Raw genomic sequence first — 16722 nt, 5'->3', positions numbered from 1 at the left:
AGGAAGTGTGTCTACAGAACCTCCGCGGGCAACTACACAGAGTAGCGACTCACCAATCGCAAAAGCGTGGTCGTCACTGCTCAAACCGGTTTTCATTCCCGCATCACTCGTCATCCTAGGCCTCATCGCATTCGCAGCGGTGTATGGCGGCACCGCCGAAGACGCTTTCTCGACGCTCAACTCCTTCATCGCTGATGGTGTCGGCTGGTGGTACATTCTCGCGGCAACCGGATTCGTGGTGTTCGCGGTGTATTGCGCGGTGTCGAAGATCGGAAGAATCCGGCTCGGCCGTGACGATGAGGATCCTGAATTCGGGCTGCTTTCGTGGTTCGCGATGTTGTTCAGCGCCGGCATGGGCATCGGCTTGCTCTTCTACGGTGTCGCTGAACCGCTTATGCACTACCTTTCCCCGCCGGACGCTGGGCAGGTTGAGGGTGCCACGGATGCCGCCGCCAATCAGGCACTCGAACTGACGATGTTCCACTGGGGCCTGCACGCGTGGTCAATCTACGTCGTTGTCGGTCTCGGCCTCGCGTACATGACGTTCCGCAAGGGCCGTCCGCTCGCCGTGCGCTGGCTCCTCGAGCCGCTCCTGGGGAGAGAACGCGTCGAGGGCTGGATCGGTCACACCATCGATGCCGTCGCCATCATCGGCACACTCTTTGGTGTCGCGACGTCGCTCGGCTTCGGTGTCCAGCAGATCATGGCGGGCCTCGAGTTCCTGGGCTGGATCGAGTCATCCAACTACTGGATTCTCGGCATCGTCGCCGTCATCACTCTGATTGCGACCGTCTCTGTCGTGTCCGGTGTCCACCGCGGTCTGAAGTGGCTGTCGAACATCAACATGACCCTGGCCGCGATCCTGGCGCTGTTCGTCGCTCTCGTTGGGACCACGCTGTTTCTTCTGCAAGCGTGGGTACAGAACCTCGGCAACTATTTCCAGGCTTTGCCGGAATTGATGCTACGTACAGCACCGTTCTCGGAAGACGGCTGGGCAGCCGCGTGGACGATCTTCTACTGGGGCTGGTGGATCAGCTGGGCGCCCTTCGTTGGCATGTTCATCGCGCGCATCTCGCGGGGCCGCACCATTCGCGAGTTCGTTGCTGGCGTTCTGATCGCCCCCACACTGGTCAGCTCATTGTGGTTCACGATCTTCGGTGATTCCGCGATCCTGCGGCAGCGTGAAGTCGGTGATATCGCGCCAGAGGGCTCCGTGAACGCAGACACTGCGCTCTTCGCGCACCTGGACACACTCCCGCTGGCAACAATCACGAGTGTCCTCGCGATCTGTGTCGTGGTCTTCTTCTTTGTCACGTCCTCGGACTCCGGGTCCCTCGTCGTGGACATCCTCGCGACCGGTGGCGCAGTCGAAACGTCCAGGATCACGCGCGTGTACTGGGCAGTCCTTGAGGGCTTCGCCGCGGCCGTCCTTCTCGTTGTGGGTGGCAGCGAATCTCTCACGGCGCTGCAAACAGCGTCGATCGCAACCGCTGTACCGTTCTCGATCATCATGGTGCTCGCGTGCTTCTCCCTGTTGCGCGCGTTCCGGTATGACGTGTCGCAGATGCCGACGTATGTTCGCGTCGTCCAGGTCTCTGGTGAGTCTCCGGCCGGTGGCGGTATTTCACTGCCGACAGAGGAAGCCCCACCCTCGGCACCCCTGCCGCCCCACGTAACCAAGAAGCCGTGGCGCGGCGTGCGCGGCGTCTCCGCGACTTTCGCTGGTCTCAGTTCGTGGGACAAGCGAGATGACAGGCGTGATAAGACGGGCCTCCTAGTTTCGGTGCGTGCAGTGCCGCCGGGTGACGTCACCGTCGATCCCACAACAGGACAGGTGCATACGAGTACTGATGCGCCAGATCCGCTCGGTGGCGAGGTATTCGACACACCTGAGTTCGCTGCGTCACACGAGGGCGCGGTACTCAAAGCGTCCGAAGAGTCCGGCGAAACAGCAGGCGAAAGCCAGAAACAAGAGCCGTAACCACCGTCAGATGGGGTGTGCGATGCGCGGCATCGCACACCCCATCCGTCATTTCAGTTCCGGCCGGCCCGGTAGAATCCGAGCCTTCCCAACACCACATCTCATTTGGGCATTTCCGTGTCCAGGTTTTGATCGGAGACGAACGTGAGCCACACTTCCGGCGCACCCCTTGTTGCCACGGAGCGTCCTGACACTTCAGTGCTGGGTGCGTTGCGGTCATTTCCCCGATTGAAGACCGAGGTTCTCGCGGGCCTAGTCGTCGCGCTTGCCCTGATCCCCGAAGCGATCGCGTTCTCGATCATTCTCGGCGTTGACCCCCAAGTGGGCTTGTTCGCCTCCTTCACGATGGCTGTTGTCATCGCTTTCACCGGCGGCCGTCCGGCGATGATCACGGCCGCCACGGGCGCGATAGCGCTTGTGCTCGCGCCCGTGGTTCGGGACTACGGGATCGAGTATCTTTTTGCCACCGTCATCCTCGGCGGCTTGATGCAACTCGCGCTGAGCTTCCTTGGCGTGGCGCGCCTGATGCGATTCATTCCGCGAAGCGTGATGATCGGCTTCGTCAATGCGCTCGCGATCCTGATTTTCATGTCGCAGATCCCGCACCTGGTCGGCGTTCCCAATCTCGTGTACCCCATGGTTGCGGTGGGACTGCTGATTATCTTCGTGCTGCCCCGCATCACCAACGTGGTACCCGCTCCACTCGTCGCGATTGTCATTCTGACCGTCATCACCGCTGTTTTCGCCCTGTCCGTCCCGGACGTGGGTGACGAAGGTGAACTGCCGTCGTCCCTGCCGATGTTCCTAATCCCGGATGTACCGTTCACGATCGAAACATTGCAGATCATCGCGCCGTATGCGCTCGCGATGGCGCTCGTGGGTCTCATCGAATCGCTGCTGACGGCGAAGATCGTCGACGACATCACCGACACACACTCGAACAAAACGCGTGAGGGCCTAGGTCAGGGCACTGCGAACTTCATCACCGGCTTCTTCGGCGGCATGGGTGGCTGCGCCATGATCGGCCAGACGATCATCAACGTAAAGGTGTCGGGAGCCCGGACACGTATTTCGACGTTCCTCGCAGGTATCTTCCTGCTCGCGCTTGTCGTGGGCCTCGGTGACCTTGTCGGAATGATTCCAATGGCCGCGCTCGTCGCCGTCATGATCATGGTCTCGATCAACACGATGGACTGGCACTCGATTTCCCCGGCGACGCTACGACACATGCCACTGCCCGAAACAGCGGTGATGCTTGTGACCGTCGGTGTCACTGTCTTCACCCACAACCTGGCATACGGCGTCATCTCCGGCGTCATCACCGCGATGGTGATGTTTGCGCGCCGCGTCGCCCACTTCGTCAGCGTCGAAAAGGTCACCGAAACCGACACCACGAAGGACGGCCATATCGACACCCGCGTGTACCGCGTCAGTGGTGAACTGTTCTTCGCCTCCTCCAATGATCTCGTCTACCAGTTCGATTACTCTGGCGACCCCGAGAACGTGGTCATCGATCTGTCCGAATCCCACATCTGGGATGCGTCGACGGTCGCCGCCCTGGATTCGATCACCACCAAATATCGGCAGCGCGGCAAGCGCGTCACCATCGTCGGCCTCAATGAGGCATCTCAAGAACGGCACAACCGACTCAGCGGCAAGCTCGGTGGAGAACACTGAAAGACGCAGATCCCGTCGTAAACCAATCCAGCCGTAACAACGTTCCGAAGTAACCATGCAAGCCCCTCCACAAGAAAGGGCCCACCATGGTTCATGTCCAACGGACCTTCAGCGTCGACAAGCCAATCAATGTTGTGGCCGAGTATCTTGCCGATTTCAGTAACACCGTCGAATGGGATCCGGGCACGGTGAACTGCACGCGCCTCGACGCCGGCCCGATTCGCGCAGGCGCTCAATGGCGAAACACATCGCGTGTGCTCGGACGGGAGACTCAACTTGTATACGAACTCGTCACGCATCGTGCTGACCACGTGAAGTTCGTGGGCCGGAATAAGACGGCCACTGCGGTCGACGACATCCGGCTACGCGCCGAGAATGGCGAAACCGAGGTCAATTACACGGCTGAAATCAGTTTTCACGGTCTGGCGAAAATCGCGTCGCCCGTGATGCGACTGTTTTTTGAGCGTCTCGGCAACAAGGTCGTCGTCGAGATGCAGACGGCGGTCGCGGCTCTATAGTTCCTTCGCGAATTCGATCTCAGTCGATTCGGAAATATCGTGGAGATCGCGGGACCGGCCCGTGCGCGCGTAACCGAGCCGCGTGTACAGGTGGTGCGCTCCCGTGAACCGCGTGTCTGACCAGGCCTGAACTTCTGTGTATCCGGCGTCGAGCGCAGACTGCTCTGCCTGCTTCACGAGAACGGTTGCCAGGCCGTGCCGTCGTGCTGACGCCGCGACATACACGCCCTTGATCTCCGCCAAGGGAGCCAGACTTGGGCGGAAACCCGAGGAACCCAGGATCACGCCCTCATCATCAGCGACCCAGAAGGCGCCCCCGAAAGCCGCATACGCCGTAGCTGGTGCACGCAACCACTGTTCTTCTAGGTTCACGTCGAGAATGCAACCGGGGAACTCCGACCAGCACGCACCGATGAGCGCGATGAGTTGCTCCGAATCGGCATCCTGTACCGGGCGGATTGCCCACATATGTTTCCCTCCGCACTCGAGTATTGGTGGCGCGAGGTAACGATAGTGAAGGCGGAGTTCATCCACCAGCGTGCCGGTAGTGCTTCGCACTGGGCGGCGGTCAGGCGGCGCGGCCGGTGTCGATGGGCAAGTCGCTTAGTCGCCACTCGAGCATGCCGTCCTGGAGGCGGCGGGCGTGGCGACCCAAAGTCTGCAGCATGTCGACGGCCTCGTAAGCGAGCACGCAGTACGCACCGCGGCAGTAGGCCACGATCTCCTGGTCGACGGGCAACTCGTCAATGCGCCGCGCGAGGTCATCGAGCGGAATGGACACTGCCCCAGGCACGTGCGCGGCCGCGTACTCCTCGACTGGGCGAACGTCGACGACGATCACCTCCCCCGCCGCGGCGCGTGCGAGTAACTCCTCGCGCGTGACCTCACTGTCTGCCCGTAGCGCGCTGGCGGCTGGCGAGCGCCCCGAGTGGAGATAGTCGTCCCGGACCCGCTCAACCTCGGCGATCCTCTCTGCCGCCACTGTGCGTACGAGCTCGTACAGACGTGCGACGTCCAGGCCAGCCAATGCATAGTGCACCTTGGTGCCGTCTTTACGGGTCGTCACCAGGCCCGCCTGCTTGAGGACCTGAAGGTGTGCGGACGCAGTGCTCAACCCCAGCTGAGCTGTCGCTGCCAGATTCTCGACGCTGCGCTCGCCTTGCGCTAGCAGGTCGACGAGCTCGAGGCGCTTGCCACTGCCGAGAGCCTTTCCCACCCGGGCCAGTTGGTCGAACAGCTCGGTCTTCTTTTTTCGATCACCCACTTGCTCCTCCAATATTCTATGGAATACTAATTATTATATTACACGTTTCTTTGGAATATACAGGCCGAGCCAGGTATCCGGACCGCGTCACCGACCCTCAAGGAGCTTACGATGCCGACAGATCTCACTCTCATCCCTATCGTCGACGAAGGACTGGGCAACTCCACATACCTACTCGACCTAGGTGACGGGCGAGCCCTGGTGCTCGACCCCGAACGGGACCTGCGACAGGTTCGCTCCGAAGCGCAACGTCGGAAACTGACAATCGCCTACGCCGTGGAGACGCACCTCCACGCCGATTTCATCTCCGGCGTGCGCGAACTGGCTGACCTAGAAGGGGCGACAGTACTGGCGCCGGATGTCGGCCCGCGTGGCTTCGCCGTTACCGCACTGGCCGACGGTGACACGATCGACCTGGGAAGATTCACCCTGCGTGCGCTATTCACCCCGGGCCACTCCCCCGAGCACATGTCCTACCTGCTGAATGAAGGCGACCAGTTACGTGGGGTGTTCACAGGGGGCTCGTTAATGGTCGGCACCGCAGGGCGCACCGACCTCGCCGGCCCCGGCCACACTTTGCCGCTCGCTCGAGCCCAGTACCATTCGCTGCAGCGATTGATGGAACTGCCCGATGAGACCCCGGTATGGCCGACCCACGGGGTGGGCTCGTTCTGCTCATCCTCAATCGGTGGCGAACGAGTCAGCACCATCGGCAAGGAACGAGCCGCCAACCCGTTGCTGCAGGTCGACGGTGAGGACGCCTTTGTCGAAGCCTTGCTCGGCTCTCTCGGCACGTTCCCCGAATACTTCTTGCGCCTCGGCGAAATCAACCACAAGGGCCCCGCGGTGCTGGGCAGTACGCCAACGTTGACATCACTGACCACGGCCGATGTCGAGGATCTTGTCGATGAGGGGGCGCAGGTCGTGGACGTGCGCCCTGCCGCCGAATTCGCCGATGGCCACATACTCGGGGCTCTGTCGATCACCCTGCGCCCGGTGTTTGCCACCTGGCTGGGCTGGCTGGCCGACCCCAACCGGCCGGTCGTCATCATCCGCTCCGCGAATCAGAATTCTGACGATATCGTCTGGGAGGCAGCCAAAGTCGGATTCGACACTCTCGCCGGAGAGTTGCAAGGCGGAATGGACGGCTGGAACGGTCCGGTCGACGCGGGCACGGTGACGCTGCAGAGCGCCAATCAGTTGGCCGCTCAGTCACTGACTTCGATGCTCGACATCCGGCAAGAGGGCGAGTTCACCGCCGGGCATATTGCGGGCGCCGTCCACATCGAACTCGGCGCCCTCAGCAAACAGCTTGATCAAGCGCCTGACGGTCCGGTGGTAGTGATGTGCGGGCACGGCGAGCGAGCGATGGGCGCAGCCAGCATCCTCGCAAAGGCCGGGCACAGCGATGTGCGTGTCCTTGACGGTTGTCCCGCCGACTTGGCGCACGCCACCGGCCGAGAACTGCAGGTGGGGTCGTGAGCGTCCACGCCCCCACGCATCGCGCTGTCCTGGGACTGCGCGAGAACGCAGCCCAATTCACGCTTCTCGTTGCGGTCAACGCTCTTGTCGGCGGCATGGTCGGCCAGCAGCAGACTGTGCTGCCTCTGCTCGCCACGGAGGAATTCGGGCTGACCGGCTACACATTCATTTTCACCTACGTGGCGGCATTTGGAATTACCAAAGCCGCTGCGAACTACTTCGCCGGGACGTGGTCGGATCGCTTCGGACGTAAGCCTGTGCTGCTGGTGGGCTGGCTGTTCGCTATCCCCGTTCCGTTGATGCTCATCGCGGCTCCCAACTGGTGGTGGGTCGTCGCCGCCAATGTGCTGTTGGGGATCAACCAAGGTCTGACCTGGTCAACCACCGTGGTGATGAAGATTGACCTAGTCGGCCCGGCTCGCCGTGGCATGGCGATGGGACTGAACGAGGCCGCTGGCTACGGAGCCGTGGCAGTCAGCTCACTCTTGGCTGGCTACCTCGCCGATCAATACGGGCTACGACCAGCCCCGTTCCTGCTCGGACTTTCCTACACCGCAATCGCCCTGTTGCTGTCCGGGTTCCTGATTCGTGAAACTCGGGACCACGCGCGCCTGGAAGCTTCGCAGCACACACCCCGTGCGGACGGTCGGCACGATCACCTGCATTCGGACCTGACCAACCGGCAAATCGCAGTGCAGACCAGTTTCACCGAGCCAGCGCTCTCGTCTGCAAGTCAGGCCGGGCTAGTCAACAATCTCAACTTTGGGCTCGCCTGGGGTCTGTTCCCACTGCTGTTCGCTACCGCCGATCTGACAGCCGGACAGATTGGCGTCCTCTTCGCGCTCTATCCCGGAGTCTGGGGCGCCGGACAATTGATCACTGGCGCCCTGTCAGACCGAATCGGGCGCAAGCATCTGATCACGTCCGGAATGAGCCTCCAGGCCGCAGCACTGATGCTGATCGCTGCGTCGGACAGCTTCACAGGCTGGGCTGCAGGCACGGTACTGCTTGGGGCCGGAACTGCAATGGTCTACCCCACCCTGCTCGCCGTGATCGGGGACGTCGCTCATCCTTCCTGGCGCGGTCGCGCCGTCGGGATCTACCGGGTCTGGCGTGACAGTGGATACGCCGTCGGCGCGATCCTTGGGGGAATAATTGCCGACCTGATGGGACTCCATGCCGCGGTGTGGGGTGCCGCCGTAGTCAGTGCCGCATCGGCCCTGGCCGTGGCGGTTCGCATGTACGAAACCCACCCGAGGCCGAGGGGCGTGAGCACAGAGAAGGCGCCGAGAACATCGTGATCGCCCGGTTGTCAGTGCTACACGGCATGATGGAATCGTGAGCGCGCTCGAGAACTTCTCGCCCGCGACCCGTGAGTGGTTCCGCGGGTCGTTCGGCGCTCCTACCCCTGCGCAGGAGCAGGCGTGGGATGAGATCCGGCAGGGCAGCCACTCGCTCGTGGTCGCTCCGACAGGATCGGGGAAAACGCTCGCCGCATTTTTGTGGGCGCTTGATCGCATCACCACTGAGGAAGATCGTGGTACTCGGATTGTCTACCTGTCTCCGTTGAAGGCGCTGGCGGTGGACGTGGAACGCAACCTGCGCTCACCACTCACTGGCATCGCGAACACTGCCCGAGTCAAGGGGTTGACACCCCCCAGTGTCAGCGTCGGTGTGCGCACCGGTGACACTCCGAATGCGCAGCGGCAGGCGATGCTCCGCAACCCGCCCGACATCCTGATCACCACCCCTGAATCGCTGTTTCTGATGCTGACGTCGGCGGCGCGCGAAACCCTGGCCGGGGTCGAGACCGTGATTGTCGATGAAATCCATTCGATCGCGGACTCCAAGCGCGGAGCGCACCTCGCACTCTCGCTGGAGCGTCTCGATGCGCTGCTGGAGAAGCCAGCCCAGCGGATCGGACTTTCCGCGACAGTGCGCCCGCGCGAGGAGGTGGCGCGTTTCCTGGCTGGCGCACGTCCGGTGAGCATCGTCGCGCCGCCCACCGAGAAGCTTTTCGACCTTCGTGTGTCTGTTCCTGTGGAGGACATGGCGAACGTGCCCGCGGCACCCGGCGGAACCGATTCCGACGCGAAGAATCTGTCAGCGAACTCCTTGTGGCCGCACGTCGAGGAGCAGCTCGCCGACCTCATCCTCGACCATCGCTCGTCGATCGTCTTCGCCAATTCCCGGCGCCTCGCGGAACGCCTGACCGCTCGGCTCAACGAGATTTACAGCGAGCGCCAGGGAACGGAACTGCCTTCGCAGACAAGGCCTCCCGCGGAAGTAATGGCGCAGGGCGGTTCAGTCCGCGAGTCCCCCGCCGTCCTGGCGCGGGCGCACCACGGCTCGGTCAGTAAAGAACAGCGGGCCCTGATCGAAGATGACCTAAAGACCGGGCGTCTGAGATGTGTCGTCGCGACCAGCAGCCTCGAACTCGGGATCGATATGGGGGCAGTAGATCTCGTCATTCAGGTCGAGTCCCCGCCCTCGGTTGCGAGTGGTTTACAGCGCGTTGGGCGGGCCGGGCATCAAGTCGGTGAGATATCCCGGGGAATCCTCTTCCCGAAGCACCGAGCTGACCTGCTGCATTGCGCGGTGACAGTCGAACGGATGCGGGAAGGCGCAATCGAAGCGATCAGGGTCCCCGCGAACCCACTCGACGTGCTCGCGCAGCAAACCGTCGCGGCATGCGCACTGGAGCCCCTGGATGTGGAGCAGTGGTTCCAGACCGTGCGGCGAACGGGGTCCTACAGTTCGCTGCCGCGTTCCGCGTTCGACGCCACGCTCGACCTGCTGGCAGGCAAGTATCCGTCCGATCAGTTCGCGGAGCTCCGGCCACGGATTATCTGGGACCGGGATCATGGCGTGGTGACGGGCCGTCCCGGCGCGCAGCGCCTCGCAGTCACATCTGGGGGAACCATCCCGGACCGGGGCATGTACCCGGTGTTCATGGTCGGTGAGAAGAACACCCGAGTCGGTGAACTCGACGAGGAAATGGTCTACGAATCCCGTGTTGGGGATGTTTTCGCACTCGGTGCGACCAGCTGGCGGATCGAAGACATCACCCATGACCGCGTCCTGGTGACACCCGCGCCAGGTCAGTTCGGCCGATTGCCCTTCTGGATCGGAGACAGTCTGGGCAGGCCCTCCGAACTCGGTGCGGCATTGGGCAGGTTCATCAGGGACATCGCTGCGGATGACGGTTCCGTGCACGAGCGGCTCAGTGAATCAGGGCTCGACGATAACGCTGTGACCAACACCCTGTCGTTCATCCGCGAACAGCGTGACGCCACGTCAGTCGTCCCGTCGGACACCACCCTGCTGGTGGAGCGATTCCGCGATGAACTGGGTGACTGGCGCATCATTCTTCACTCCCCCTACGGCCTTCCCGTGCACGCACCGTGGGCGCTCGCCGTCAACGCGAGGATCCGGGAACGGTACGCTCTCGACGGTGCGGCCGTCACGACTGACGACGCGGTAATAGTCCGGCTTCCTGATACCGAAGGGGAGCCGCCCGGCGCGGACCTTTTCGCGTTCAGCCCCGACGAGATCGACGCGATCGTCACGGCGGAGATCGGCAGTTCCGCGCTTTTCGCGGCGCGGTTCCGTGAGTGCGCCGCGCGAGCGTTGCTACTCCCCCGGCGTGATCCAGGGAAGCGTTCACCGTTGTGGATGCAGCGGCAGCGATCCGCGCAACTCCTCGAGGTGGCACGCAGCTACCCCACATTCCCTATCGTCCTCGAAGCGGTCCGGGAGTGTCTGCAGGACGTCTACGACGTTCCCGGACTGGCGAAACTGCTCACTCAGGTGGAGCGGCGGCAAATACGCATCGTCGAAACCGAAACGAACACACCGTCCCCGTTCGCGGTGTCAGCGCTGTTCGGTTATACCGGTGCGTTCATCTATGAAGGCGACTCACCGCTGGCTGAGCGCAAGGCCGCGGCGCTCTCCCTCGATACGACGCTGCTCGCCGAACTTCTCGGCCGCCTGGAAATGCGTGACCTCCTCGACGGTGATGTCATCACCGAGTACGAAGGGTATTTGCAGTGGCTGACAAGAAAGGCCGATAGCGCCGAAAAGCTCTCCGACATGCTGCGCACCATTGGCCCGCTCACTACCTCGGAAATCGTGGAGCGCTGCACCGACGATCCTGCTGGCTGGCTGCGCGGGCTCGAAGAGAGCCGCCGCGCGATCGAAGTGGCCTTCGCAGGACGCACCTGGTGGGTAGTCGCCGAAGACGCCGGAAGGATGCGGGACGCGTTCGGTGCGCCGCTACCCATCGGCATACCCGTGGCGTTCCTCGAGCCAGCTCCGGATGCCGTCACCGAACTCATTGCGCGTTACGCCAGATCTCACGGCCCGTTCACCTCCGCTGCGATCACGTCGCGGTTCGGACTGCCCTACGGACTTGTTATCTCAGTACTGCGGTCCCTTGCTACCGATCGTCGCGTCGCTGAAGGCGAATTCCGGCCGGGCAACGATGGGGTCCCCGAATGGTGTGACATTGGCGTGCTCGCTGTGCTGCGGCGCCGGTCGCTCGCGAAACTGCGCGACGCGATCGAACCAGTCAGCACCACTACGCTCGCTCGTTTCCTCCCTGGCTGGATGGGTGTCGGATCGCACCTGGCGCGGGGGGCCGATGGCGTGCTGTCGACGACCGATCAGCTCGCCGGAGTGCCAATGCCCGCGTCCGCGATCGAGCCCCTGATTCTCGGGACCCGCGTTGCCGACTACTCGCCTGCTTTTCTGGACGAACTCACTTCGTCAGGTGAGGTGCTCTGGGCAGGTGCGGGAGCACTGTCAACGCGGGACGGATGGATCAGTCTCCACCTCGCGGACACTGCCCCGGTGACCTTGCCGCAGATTCCGCCGAGCGATCTCTCCGCCGTTGCATTGAGAATCGAGGCCGTCCTGGTCCGCGGCGGAGGATACTTCTTCCGGGAACTAGCCGATTCCGTGGGCCGCGATCTCCTGGCAGACGGCGAGGATCCCCCGCCCGACAGTGCACTCGTAGATGGTTTGTGGGAGCTCGTCTGGGCGGGACGCGTCACCAACGACACGTTCTCGCCGGTGCGGGCCCGCATGTCGTCAGGACGCAGAGGCACCGCTGGTACCACTCACCGAACACGACAGGTGCCGTCCCGCACTCGCACCTTCCGGGCCGCGCGACTCCCCCGCACCGCACTCCCCACCCGCTCGGGCCCCCCGACCGTGGCGGGCCGCTGGTCACTGCTGCCAATGTCCGAACCCGATATCACAGTGCGCGCCCACGGCATGTGTGAACAACTCCTCGCCCGCTACGGCATTGTCACGAAAAACGTTCTCACTGCGGAGCGCTCACCTGACCTCGGATTCACCGTCCTATACAAAGTTTTCCGCGAACTCGAAGAACGCGGGCTGTGCCGCCGCGGCTACTTCGTCGAAACCCTGGGTGCAGCGCAATTCGCGACGTCAGCGGTCGTAGACCAGTTGCGCAGCATCGGTGACCAAGATTCGGCCGGCACTGCCCTCGCGCTCGCTGCCGTGGACCCGGCGAACCCCTACGGTGCAGCGCTCCCCTGGCCTGACCCGCCAACAGGTGGCCATCGCGCCGGACGCAAAGCTGGTGCTCTCGTCGTGATGGTCGACGGCGCCCTGCAGGTCTACCTGGAACGCGGCGGCAAAACCGCGCTCGTCTACGGCGACGACCCCGCGACACTACACGGCGCCGCGCGCGCCCTCGTCGGTATCGCACGCAGCGGTGCCCTCGACAAGCTGCTCATCGAGACGATAAACGGTGTGCCCGCGCCCGGAGCGGAGCATGCTGACGGTGCGGTTGGATTCTTCGCCCGGGCACTCAGCGAGAACGGGTTCGCAGTCGTTCCCCGCGGCTACCGGTACCGGCGGTGACCCGTGCCTGAGGGTGACACCGTTTACAGGGCAGCCACGAACCTGCGCGCCGCCCTCGACCAGAAAGTGCTCACGCGCACACAGTTCCGGGTCGACAAGTACGCGAACCTCGACTTCGCGGGACTGCGGATTTCGCGCGTGTGGCCGCACGGCAAACACCTGTTCATACAGGCAGGCGACCACGTCATCCACTCTCACCTGAAAATGGAAGGTGCCTGGCACACCTACAAACCGGGCGAGAAATGGCGGAAACCTGGATGGCAGGCTCGCGTGGTCCTCGAGGCTGACGGCTCGCAAGCCGTCGGCTTTTCCCTAGGAATTCTCAGCGTGCTGCCTGCCGCGGAGGCACCGTCCGTCACAGCGCACCTCGGACCCGACCTGCTGGACGACAACTGGGATGCAGCGACAGCACGGGATAGAATCGAATCAGCACCAGATCGTGCGATAGGCATGGCGCTGCTCGACCAGCGCAACCTCGCAGGCATCGGCAACGTGTATCGAAGCGAACTGTGCTTCTTACGCGGCCTTGATCCCCTCACACCCACGTCGGAAGTCGCCGACCTTGACGGGCTACTCGACCTCTCCCGCCGGATGCTGTGGGCTAACAAAGACCGGGTCCAGCGATGCACGACCGGGAATCTGCGGCGCGGTCAAGAACTCTGGGTGTACGGGCGGGAACGCAAACCCTGCAGGCGCTGCGGCACACACATCGAACGACGCATCATCAGCGAATCTGGTTATCAGTCAACAAATGTGCCGAATGCCGACGAGCGGCTCGTGTACGTGTGCCCGCGCTGCCAGCACGTGCGGGACTGACGCTGTCCTGCCAGTTCTGGCCGGACGTATCACGGAAGGCGCCCTTGTAAGCCCGTCCAATCGGGGTCCGCGCGGTGGACACGACGAAGCCTGTGACCATTAGTGTGGTCAAGCGGGGAACCGTTCATCGAGCCAGCCGCCGATCTCGGCCGCCGCCAAGCTGGCGCCGGTGGGTGCGCTGGGGCGGATCGGTCCGCCGAAGTGGGTGCCGGCAACCCGCCGGTGTTCGACGTCGTTCGCACCGAGCGCAGCCACCATCGAATTCGCGTCTGAAGGGAAGCAGGCGGCATCTCCGGTGAGCTCTACGAACAGCGTCGGGGCCTCCACGCCCGGCGCGCAGCGCATAAAATCCGCGTTTGTGGTGTTTGCGGACCACGTCGACATCCAGGCCTCCGGCGTCACTAGTCGGGCGAAACCAACGAGGCCATAGTTCGTCAGGTCCGGTCGGCGGCCGAACAACGACCCGTATGGCCGCTCGTTCGGGTCGAGCGAGAGATCAACGAATCGAAGGTCGGCATCGGTGCGGTAGACCGTGAGCACGCGCGGCGCGAGTGAAGCCCGTCGGTCTGCAGAGTCTGACGAGGCTTTGAATCGGGTGCGGGCCTCGTCAGCGAGGGCCACTCTGGCCTTGGCCTCGGCGTCGATGCGGGCTATCCGCTCCGCCTGCGCGGTGCGGTACCGGGCGATGAAATCAGTAGTGTAGGTAGATGATTCGCCTGGTGGGGCGAAGCCGTTCGCCGGTGAGAACGGGTCCAGTTCGGAAACCACCGACAGCGGATCGGCCTCGTCCGCAACTGACGGGTCGATAAGCCGCCGCAGCAGCGCGCCCTGACCCGGGTGCGGCGCCATGAACACAGCGGCGTCCGGCACGGGCATATCAGCTGAGGAAAGGTCTACTGAGCGCCCTGACGGTGCACTCTGCAGTCGCGCCTCTGGGGCGAGTCCCGCCTGTTCGTGGTAGAAGGCGAACAGGGTGGCACCGCCGGAGTGTCCCAGGGTGACGCGGTGGTCGAAGCCGTGATCGCGCAGGAACACCTGTCCGGCGGCCACGTCTAGAAGCGCCTGTTCGTGAATCAGGGTGAGGTCATTGTTGGTCGACCGGGTGCCCTGAGTCCAGACCGAGAAGCCGCGGGCTAGCAGTTCCGGGACCAGAACGTGGTGGGTAAGGTCCTGGCGCGGGTGCATCAGGCTCACCACGGTGCGGGTGTCGGTCCTCGTGCGCAGCACGCCGTTAACTTTGGCTCCGTCCACTGTTTCGAGCTCATGGACGGATGTGATCGTGCCGGTGGGGATCGCGGCGTTTTCGATGTACCGTCCCGCGCCGAGGCGTTCCTCGGTGGCGGGCGAGCTCACCTCGCCTCCAAGCGCAGTGCGTCCTTGTCCCACTGGGTGATCTTCGTGTCGAGCAGGCCGGCAACGCTGCTGTACCAGACCGCGTGGCGGCAACCGGTCTCGGGTCGGTCGATGACGATCGGACCGGGTGCACTGACCTTGAAGTACGGGCCTACCCGGTCGACGGTGACGGTCTCGGCGGCGGCCGCGACCTCGACGACGGGACGGTTTTCGGGCACGTCGAGTACTAGAACGGTGGTCATCGCGACGACACCTCCTCGTCGGTCGCATGCTGGCTGGCCTGCCATTTCCCGGCGCGCTCGACGATCAGCTCCGCTTTGCGCAGGAGCAGCGCATCCATCGTGGGAGCTGGACCCGCCGCTACGTCGACCAGGGCGTCGATGGTGATGTTTGCGTCGAGGTCTTCCTGTGGTGTCACCGGTCGCATGGCTCTGGTGATCTCGATCATGTAGCCGTTGGGATCGTGGGTGTAGATCGACTCGATCGTCTCGTGCTGAATCTGCATTTCGACCGGCCACTCGCTCGTATCGAGACGGCGACGATATTCCATCAGGTGTTCTGCACTGTCGACGTGTATCGCGAGGTGGCGTGAGCGAACGAACCAGATCGGCACGTCGGCGGTGAACTTCGAGTACGCATCGCCCTGCGGTCCGCCCTCGAATTCTTTAAGCCCGAAGTAGTAGAAGAAAGCGATCCGGTCGTCGTTCCCGATGTCGAAAAAGAAGTGGATGAAGTCCGGGTGCTGGTCGGGGCCCCAGCCCGCAGCGCAGATTGAGTGCACCACGGGGAAGCCGAGAGTATCGCGATAGAAGCGTACGGTGCCAGCGGGGTCGAAGGTGGGGTAGGCGACGTGATCGACGCCCTTGACCAGGTGTTGGGTGTCGGACATGACGAATCTCCTTTAATTTCTGTAGGGATCAGGCCGGCGCGACCTACGCGTCCGTGCGCAGCAGGCTGCCGGCGCCGTCGATCGCGACCGGGAGGCCGAGGCCGCGCAGGATGCTGTATGCGCCAGCGGTGGCTGCCGAGACCACGGGCAGGCCGAACTCGTCCTCAGCAGGCTGCACCAGGCTCAACGACGGCATTTGTACGCAGCAACTGATCACCAGCGCGTCAAGGCCTGTGAGGTCCAACGAGCGCGCGGCCTCCATGACGCGCTCACCCGGGATACAGCCGACTTCGTTGTTGTCGGCAACCTCGAGCGCACGCCAATCGGCGACCTCGAATCCCTCCGCTTCCAGGTATTCCACGACTTGCTTCGCAAGCGGCTTCATGTAGGGCATCACCAGGGCGACGCACTTGGCGTTCAGCGCGCGCAGACCCTCGGCCAAGGCTCCCGCGCTGGAGCGGATACGTGCCTCCGAACCGCCGGTTGCCAGCTGGTCCGCGACCGCGGACTCGACCCGCTGATGTGCACCGGGACCGCCGACCATGATCGCCACCAGGCAGGCGTAGAGGATCACCTCGGGTGAGGCGTCGGCGATCTCCATCACACATCGATCGCGCTGGGCATTCATCTCTGCAAGCCCCTCGGGGGAGACGGTGTGCATGCGCATTCGAGTGGAGTGGAACGAGAAGTCCGCACTTGCGTGTCCGCGCAGAATGGCCGGCATCTCGGTCTCCACGGTCACATTGCTGCTCGGCACTACGAGCCCGATCCTGTGAGTGCTCATGGGTATCCTTCCGGGGCCAACAAATTCAATCTGCGCTTACGTCGATTATTCGACGCAGTCGTCGAT

General features: G+C 63.3%; 13 protein-coding genes. 7 read left to right on the top strand and 6 right to left on the bottom strand.

Annotated features, from left to right (window positions below; all coding sequences use genetic code 11):
* Positions 1-7 precede the first annotated feature (7 nt).
* The 3 genes from FHU29_RS01805 (at position 8) to FHU29_RS01795 (ending at position 4176) form a co-directional block, all read left to right on the top strand.
* Positions 8-1981 (top strand): BCCT family transporter, encoded by a 1974-nt coding sequence (locus FHU29_RS01805; RefSeq protein WP_083962216.1) that lies wholly within the window; start codon positions 8-10, stop codon positions 1979-1981.
* Between the two features lie 144 nt (positions 1982-2125).
* Positions 2126-3658 carry a SulP family inorganic anion transporter gene (locus FHU29_RS01800; RefSeq protein WP_064439621.1) on the top strand — a complete coding sequence of 511 codons (1533 nt, stop codon included), beginning with the start codon at positions 2126-2128 and terminating at the stop codon, positions 3656-3658.
* An 86-nt stretch (positions 3659-3744) separates the two neighbouring features.
* Entirely contained in the window at positions 3745-4176 is a 432-nt protein-coding gene (locus FHU29_RS01795) for an SRPBCC family protein (protein WP_064439620.1), read from the top strand.
* On the opposite strand, the gene FHU29_RS01790 is transcribed toward FHU29_RS01795, so the two are convergent.
* The gene (locus FHU29_RS01790; protein WP_157094989.1) at positions 4171-4734 is read right to left on the bottom strand and encodes a GNAT family N-acetyltransferase; all 564 of its coding nucleotides are present in this window, start codon (positions 4732-4734) and stop codon (positions 4171-4173) included. The genes FHU29_RS01795 and FHU29_RS01790 overlap by 6 nt on opposite strands.
* Before the next feature lie 10 nt (positions 4735-4744).
* Positions 4745-5440 carry an ArsR/SmtB family transcription factor gene (locus FHU29_RS01785; protein WP_064439618.1) on the bottom strand — a complete coding sequence of 232 codons (696 nt, stop codon included), beginning with the start codon at positions 5438-5440 and terminating at the stop codon, positions 4745-4747.
* A gap of 111 nt (positions 5441-5551) precedes the next feature.
* On the opposite strand from FHU29_RS01785, the gene FHU29_RS01780 reads away from it, so the two are divergent.
* The 4 genes from FHU29_RS01780 to FHU29_RS23575 are packed head-to-tail and all read left to right on the top strand — an operon-like array spanning position 5552 to position 13630.
* On the top strand, positions 5552-6922 hold the full coding sequence (locus tag FHU29_RS01780; protein WP_064439617.1) for an MBL fold metallo-hydrolase: 1371 nt from the start codon (positions 5552-5554) through the stop codon (positions 6920-6922).
* Positions 6919-8223, top strand: a complete 1305-nt coding sequence (locus tag FHU29_RS01775) for an MFS transporter (RefSeq protein WP_064439616.1) — start codon at positions 6919-6921, stop codon at positions 8221-8223. The genes FHU29_RS01780 and FHU29_RS01775 overlap by 4 nt, the downstream gene beginning before the upstream one ends.
* Before the next feature lie 34 nt (positions 8224-8257).
* Positions 8258-12814 (top strand): ATP-dependent helicase, encoded by a 4557-nt coding sequence (locus FHU29_RS01770; protein WP_064439615.1) that lies wholly within the window; start codon positions 8258-8260, stop codon positions 12812-12814.
* A 3-nt stretch (positions 12815-12817) separates the two neighbouring features.
* The gene (locus FHU29_RS23575) at positions 12818-13630 is read left to right on the top strand and encodes a DNA-formamidopyrimidine glycosylase family protein (protein ID WP_064439614.1); all 813 of its coding nucleotides are present in this window, start codon (positions 12818-12820) and stop codon (positions 13628-13630) included.
* 108 nt (positions 13631-13738) lie between these two features.
* Here the strand turns inward: FHU29_RS23575 and FHU29_RS01760 are convergent, their stop codons facing one another.
* Genes FHU29_RS01760 through FHU29_RS01745 form a run of 4 tightly spaced genes read right to left on the bottom strand, consistent with a single transcriptional unit; the run spans position 13739 to position 16656 of the window.
* Positions 13739-14983, bottom strand: a complete 1245-nt coding sequence (locus FHU29_RS01760; RefSeq protein ID WP_064439613.1) for a hypothetical protein — start codon at positions 14981-14983, stop codon at positions 13739-13741.
* Entirely contained in the window at positions 14980-15225 is a 246-nt protein-coding gene (locus tag FHU29_RS01755; RefSeq protein WP_064439612.1) for a hypothetical protein, read from the bottom strand. Before FHU29_RS01755 ends, FHU29_RS01760 begins: the two co-directional genes overlap by 4 nt.
* Positions 15222-15872: a VOC family protein gene (locus tag FHU29_RS01750; RefSeq protein WP_064439611.1), complete on the bottom strand. Its 651-nt coding sequence runs from the start codon at positions 15870-15872 to the stop codon at positions 15222-15224. Before FHU29_RS01750 ends, FHU29_RS01755 begins: the two co-directional genes overlap by 4 nt.
* Positions 15873-15915: 43 nt before the next feature.
* Positions 15916-16656 (bottom strand): maleate cis-trans isomerase family protein, encoded by a 741-nt coding sequence (locus tag FHU29_RS01745; RefSeq protein ID WP_064439610.1) that lies wholly within the window; start codon positions 16654-16656, stop codon positions 15916-15918.
* Positions 16657-16722 lie beyond the last annotated feature (66 nt).

Source organism: Hoyosella altamirensis, assembly GCF_014191505.1.
Classification (GTDB): domain Bacteria; phylum Actinomycetota; class Actinomycetes; order Mycobacteriales; family Mycobacteriaceae; genus Hoyosella; species Hoyosella altamirensis.
The sequence above is the reverse complement of the archived record's forward strand: the minus strand, read 5'-3'. Positions and strand labels throughout refer to the sequence as shown.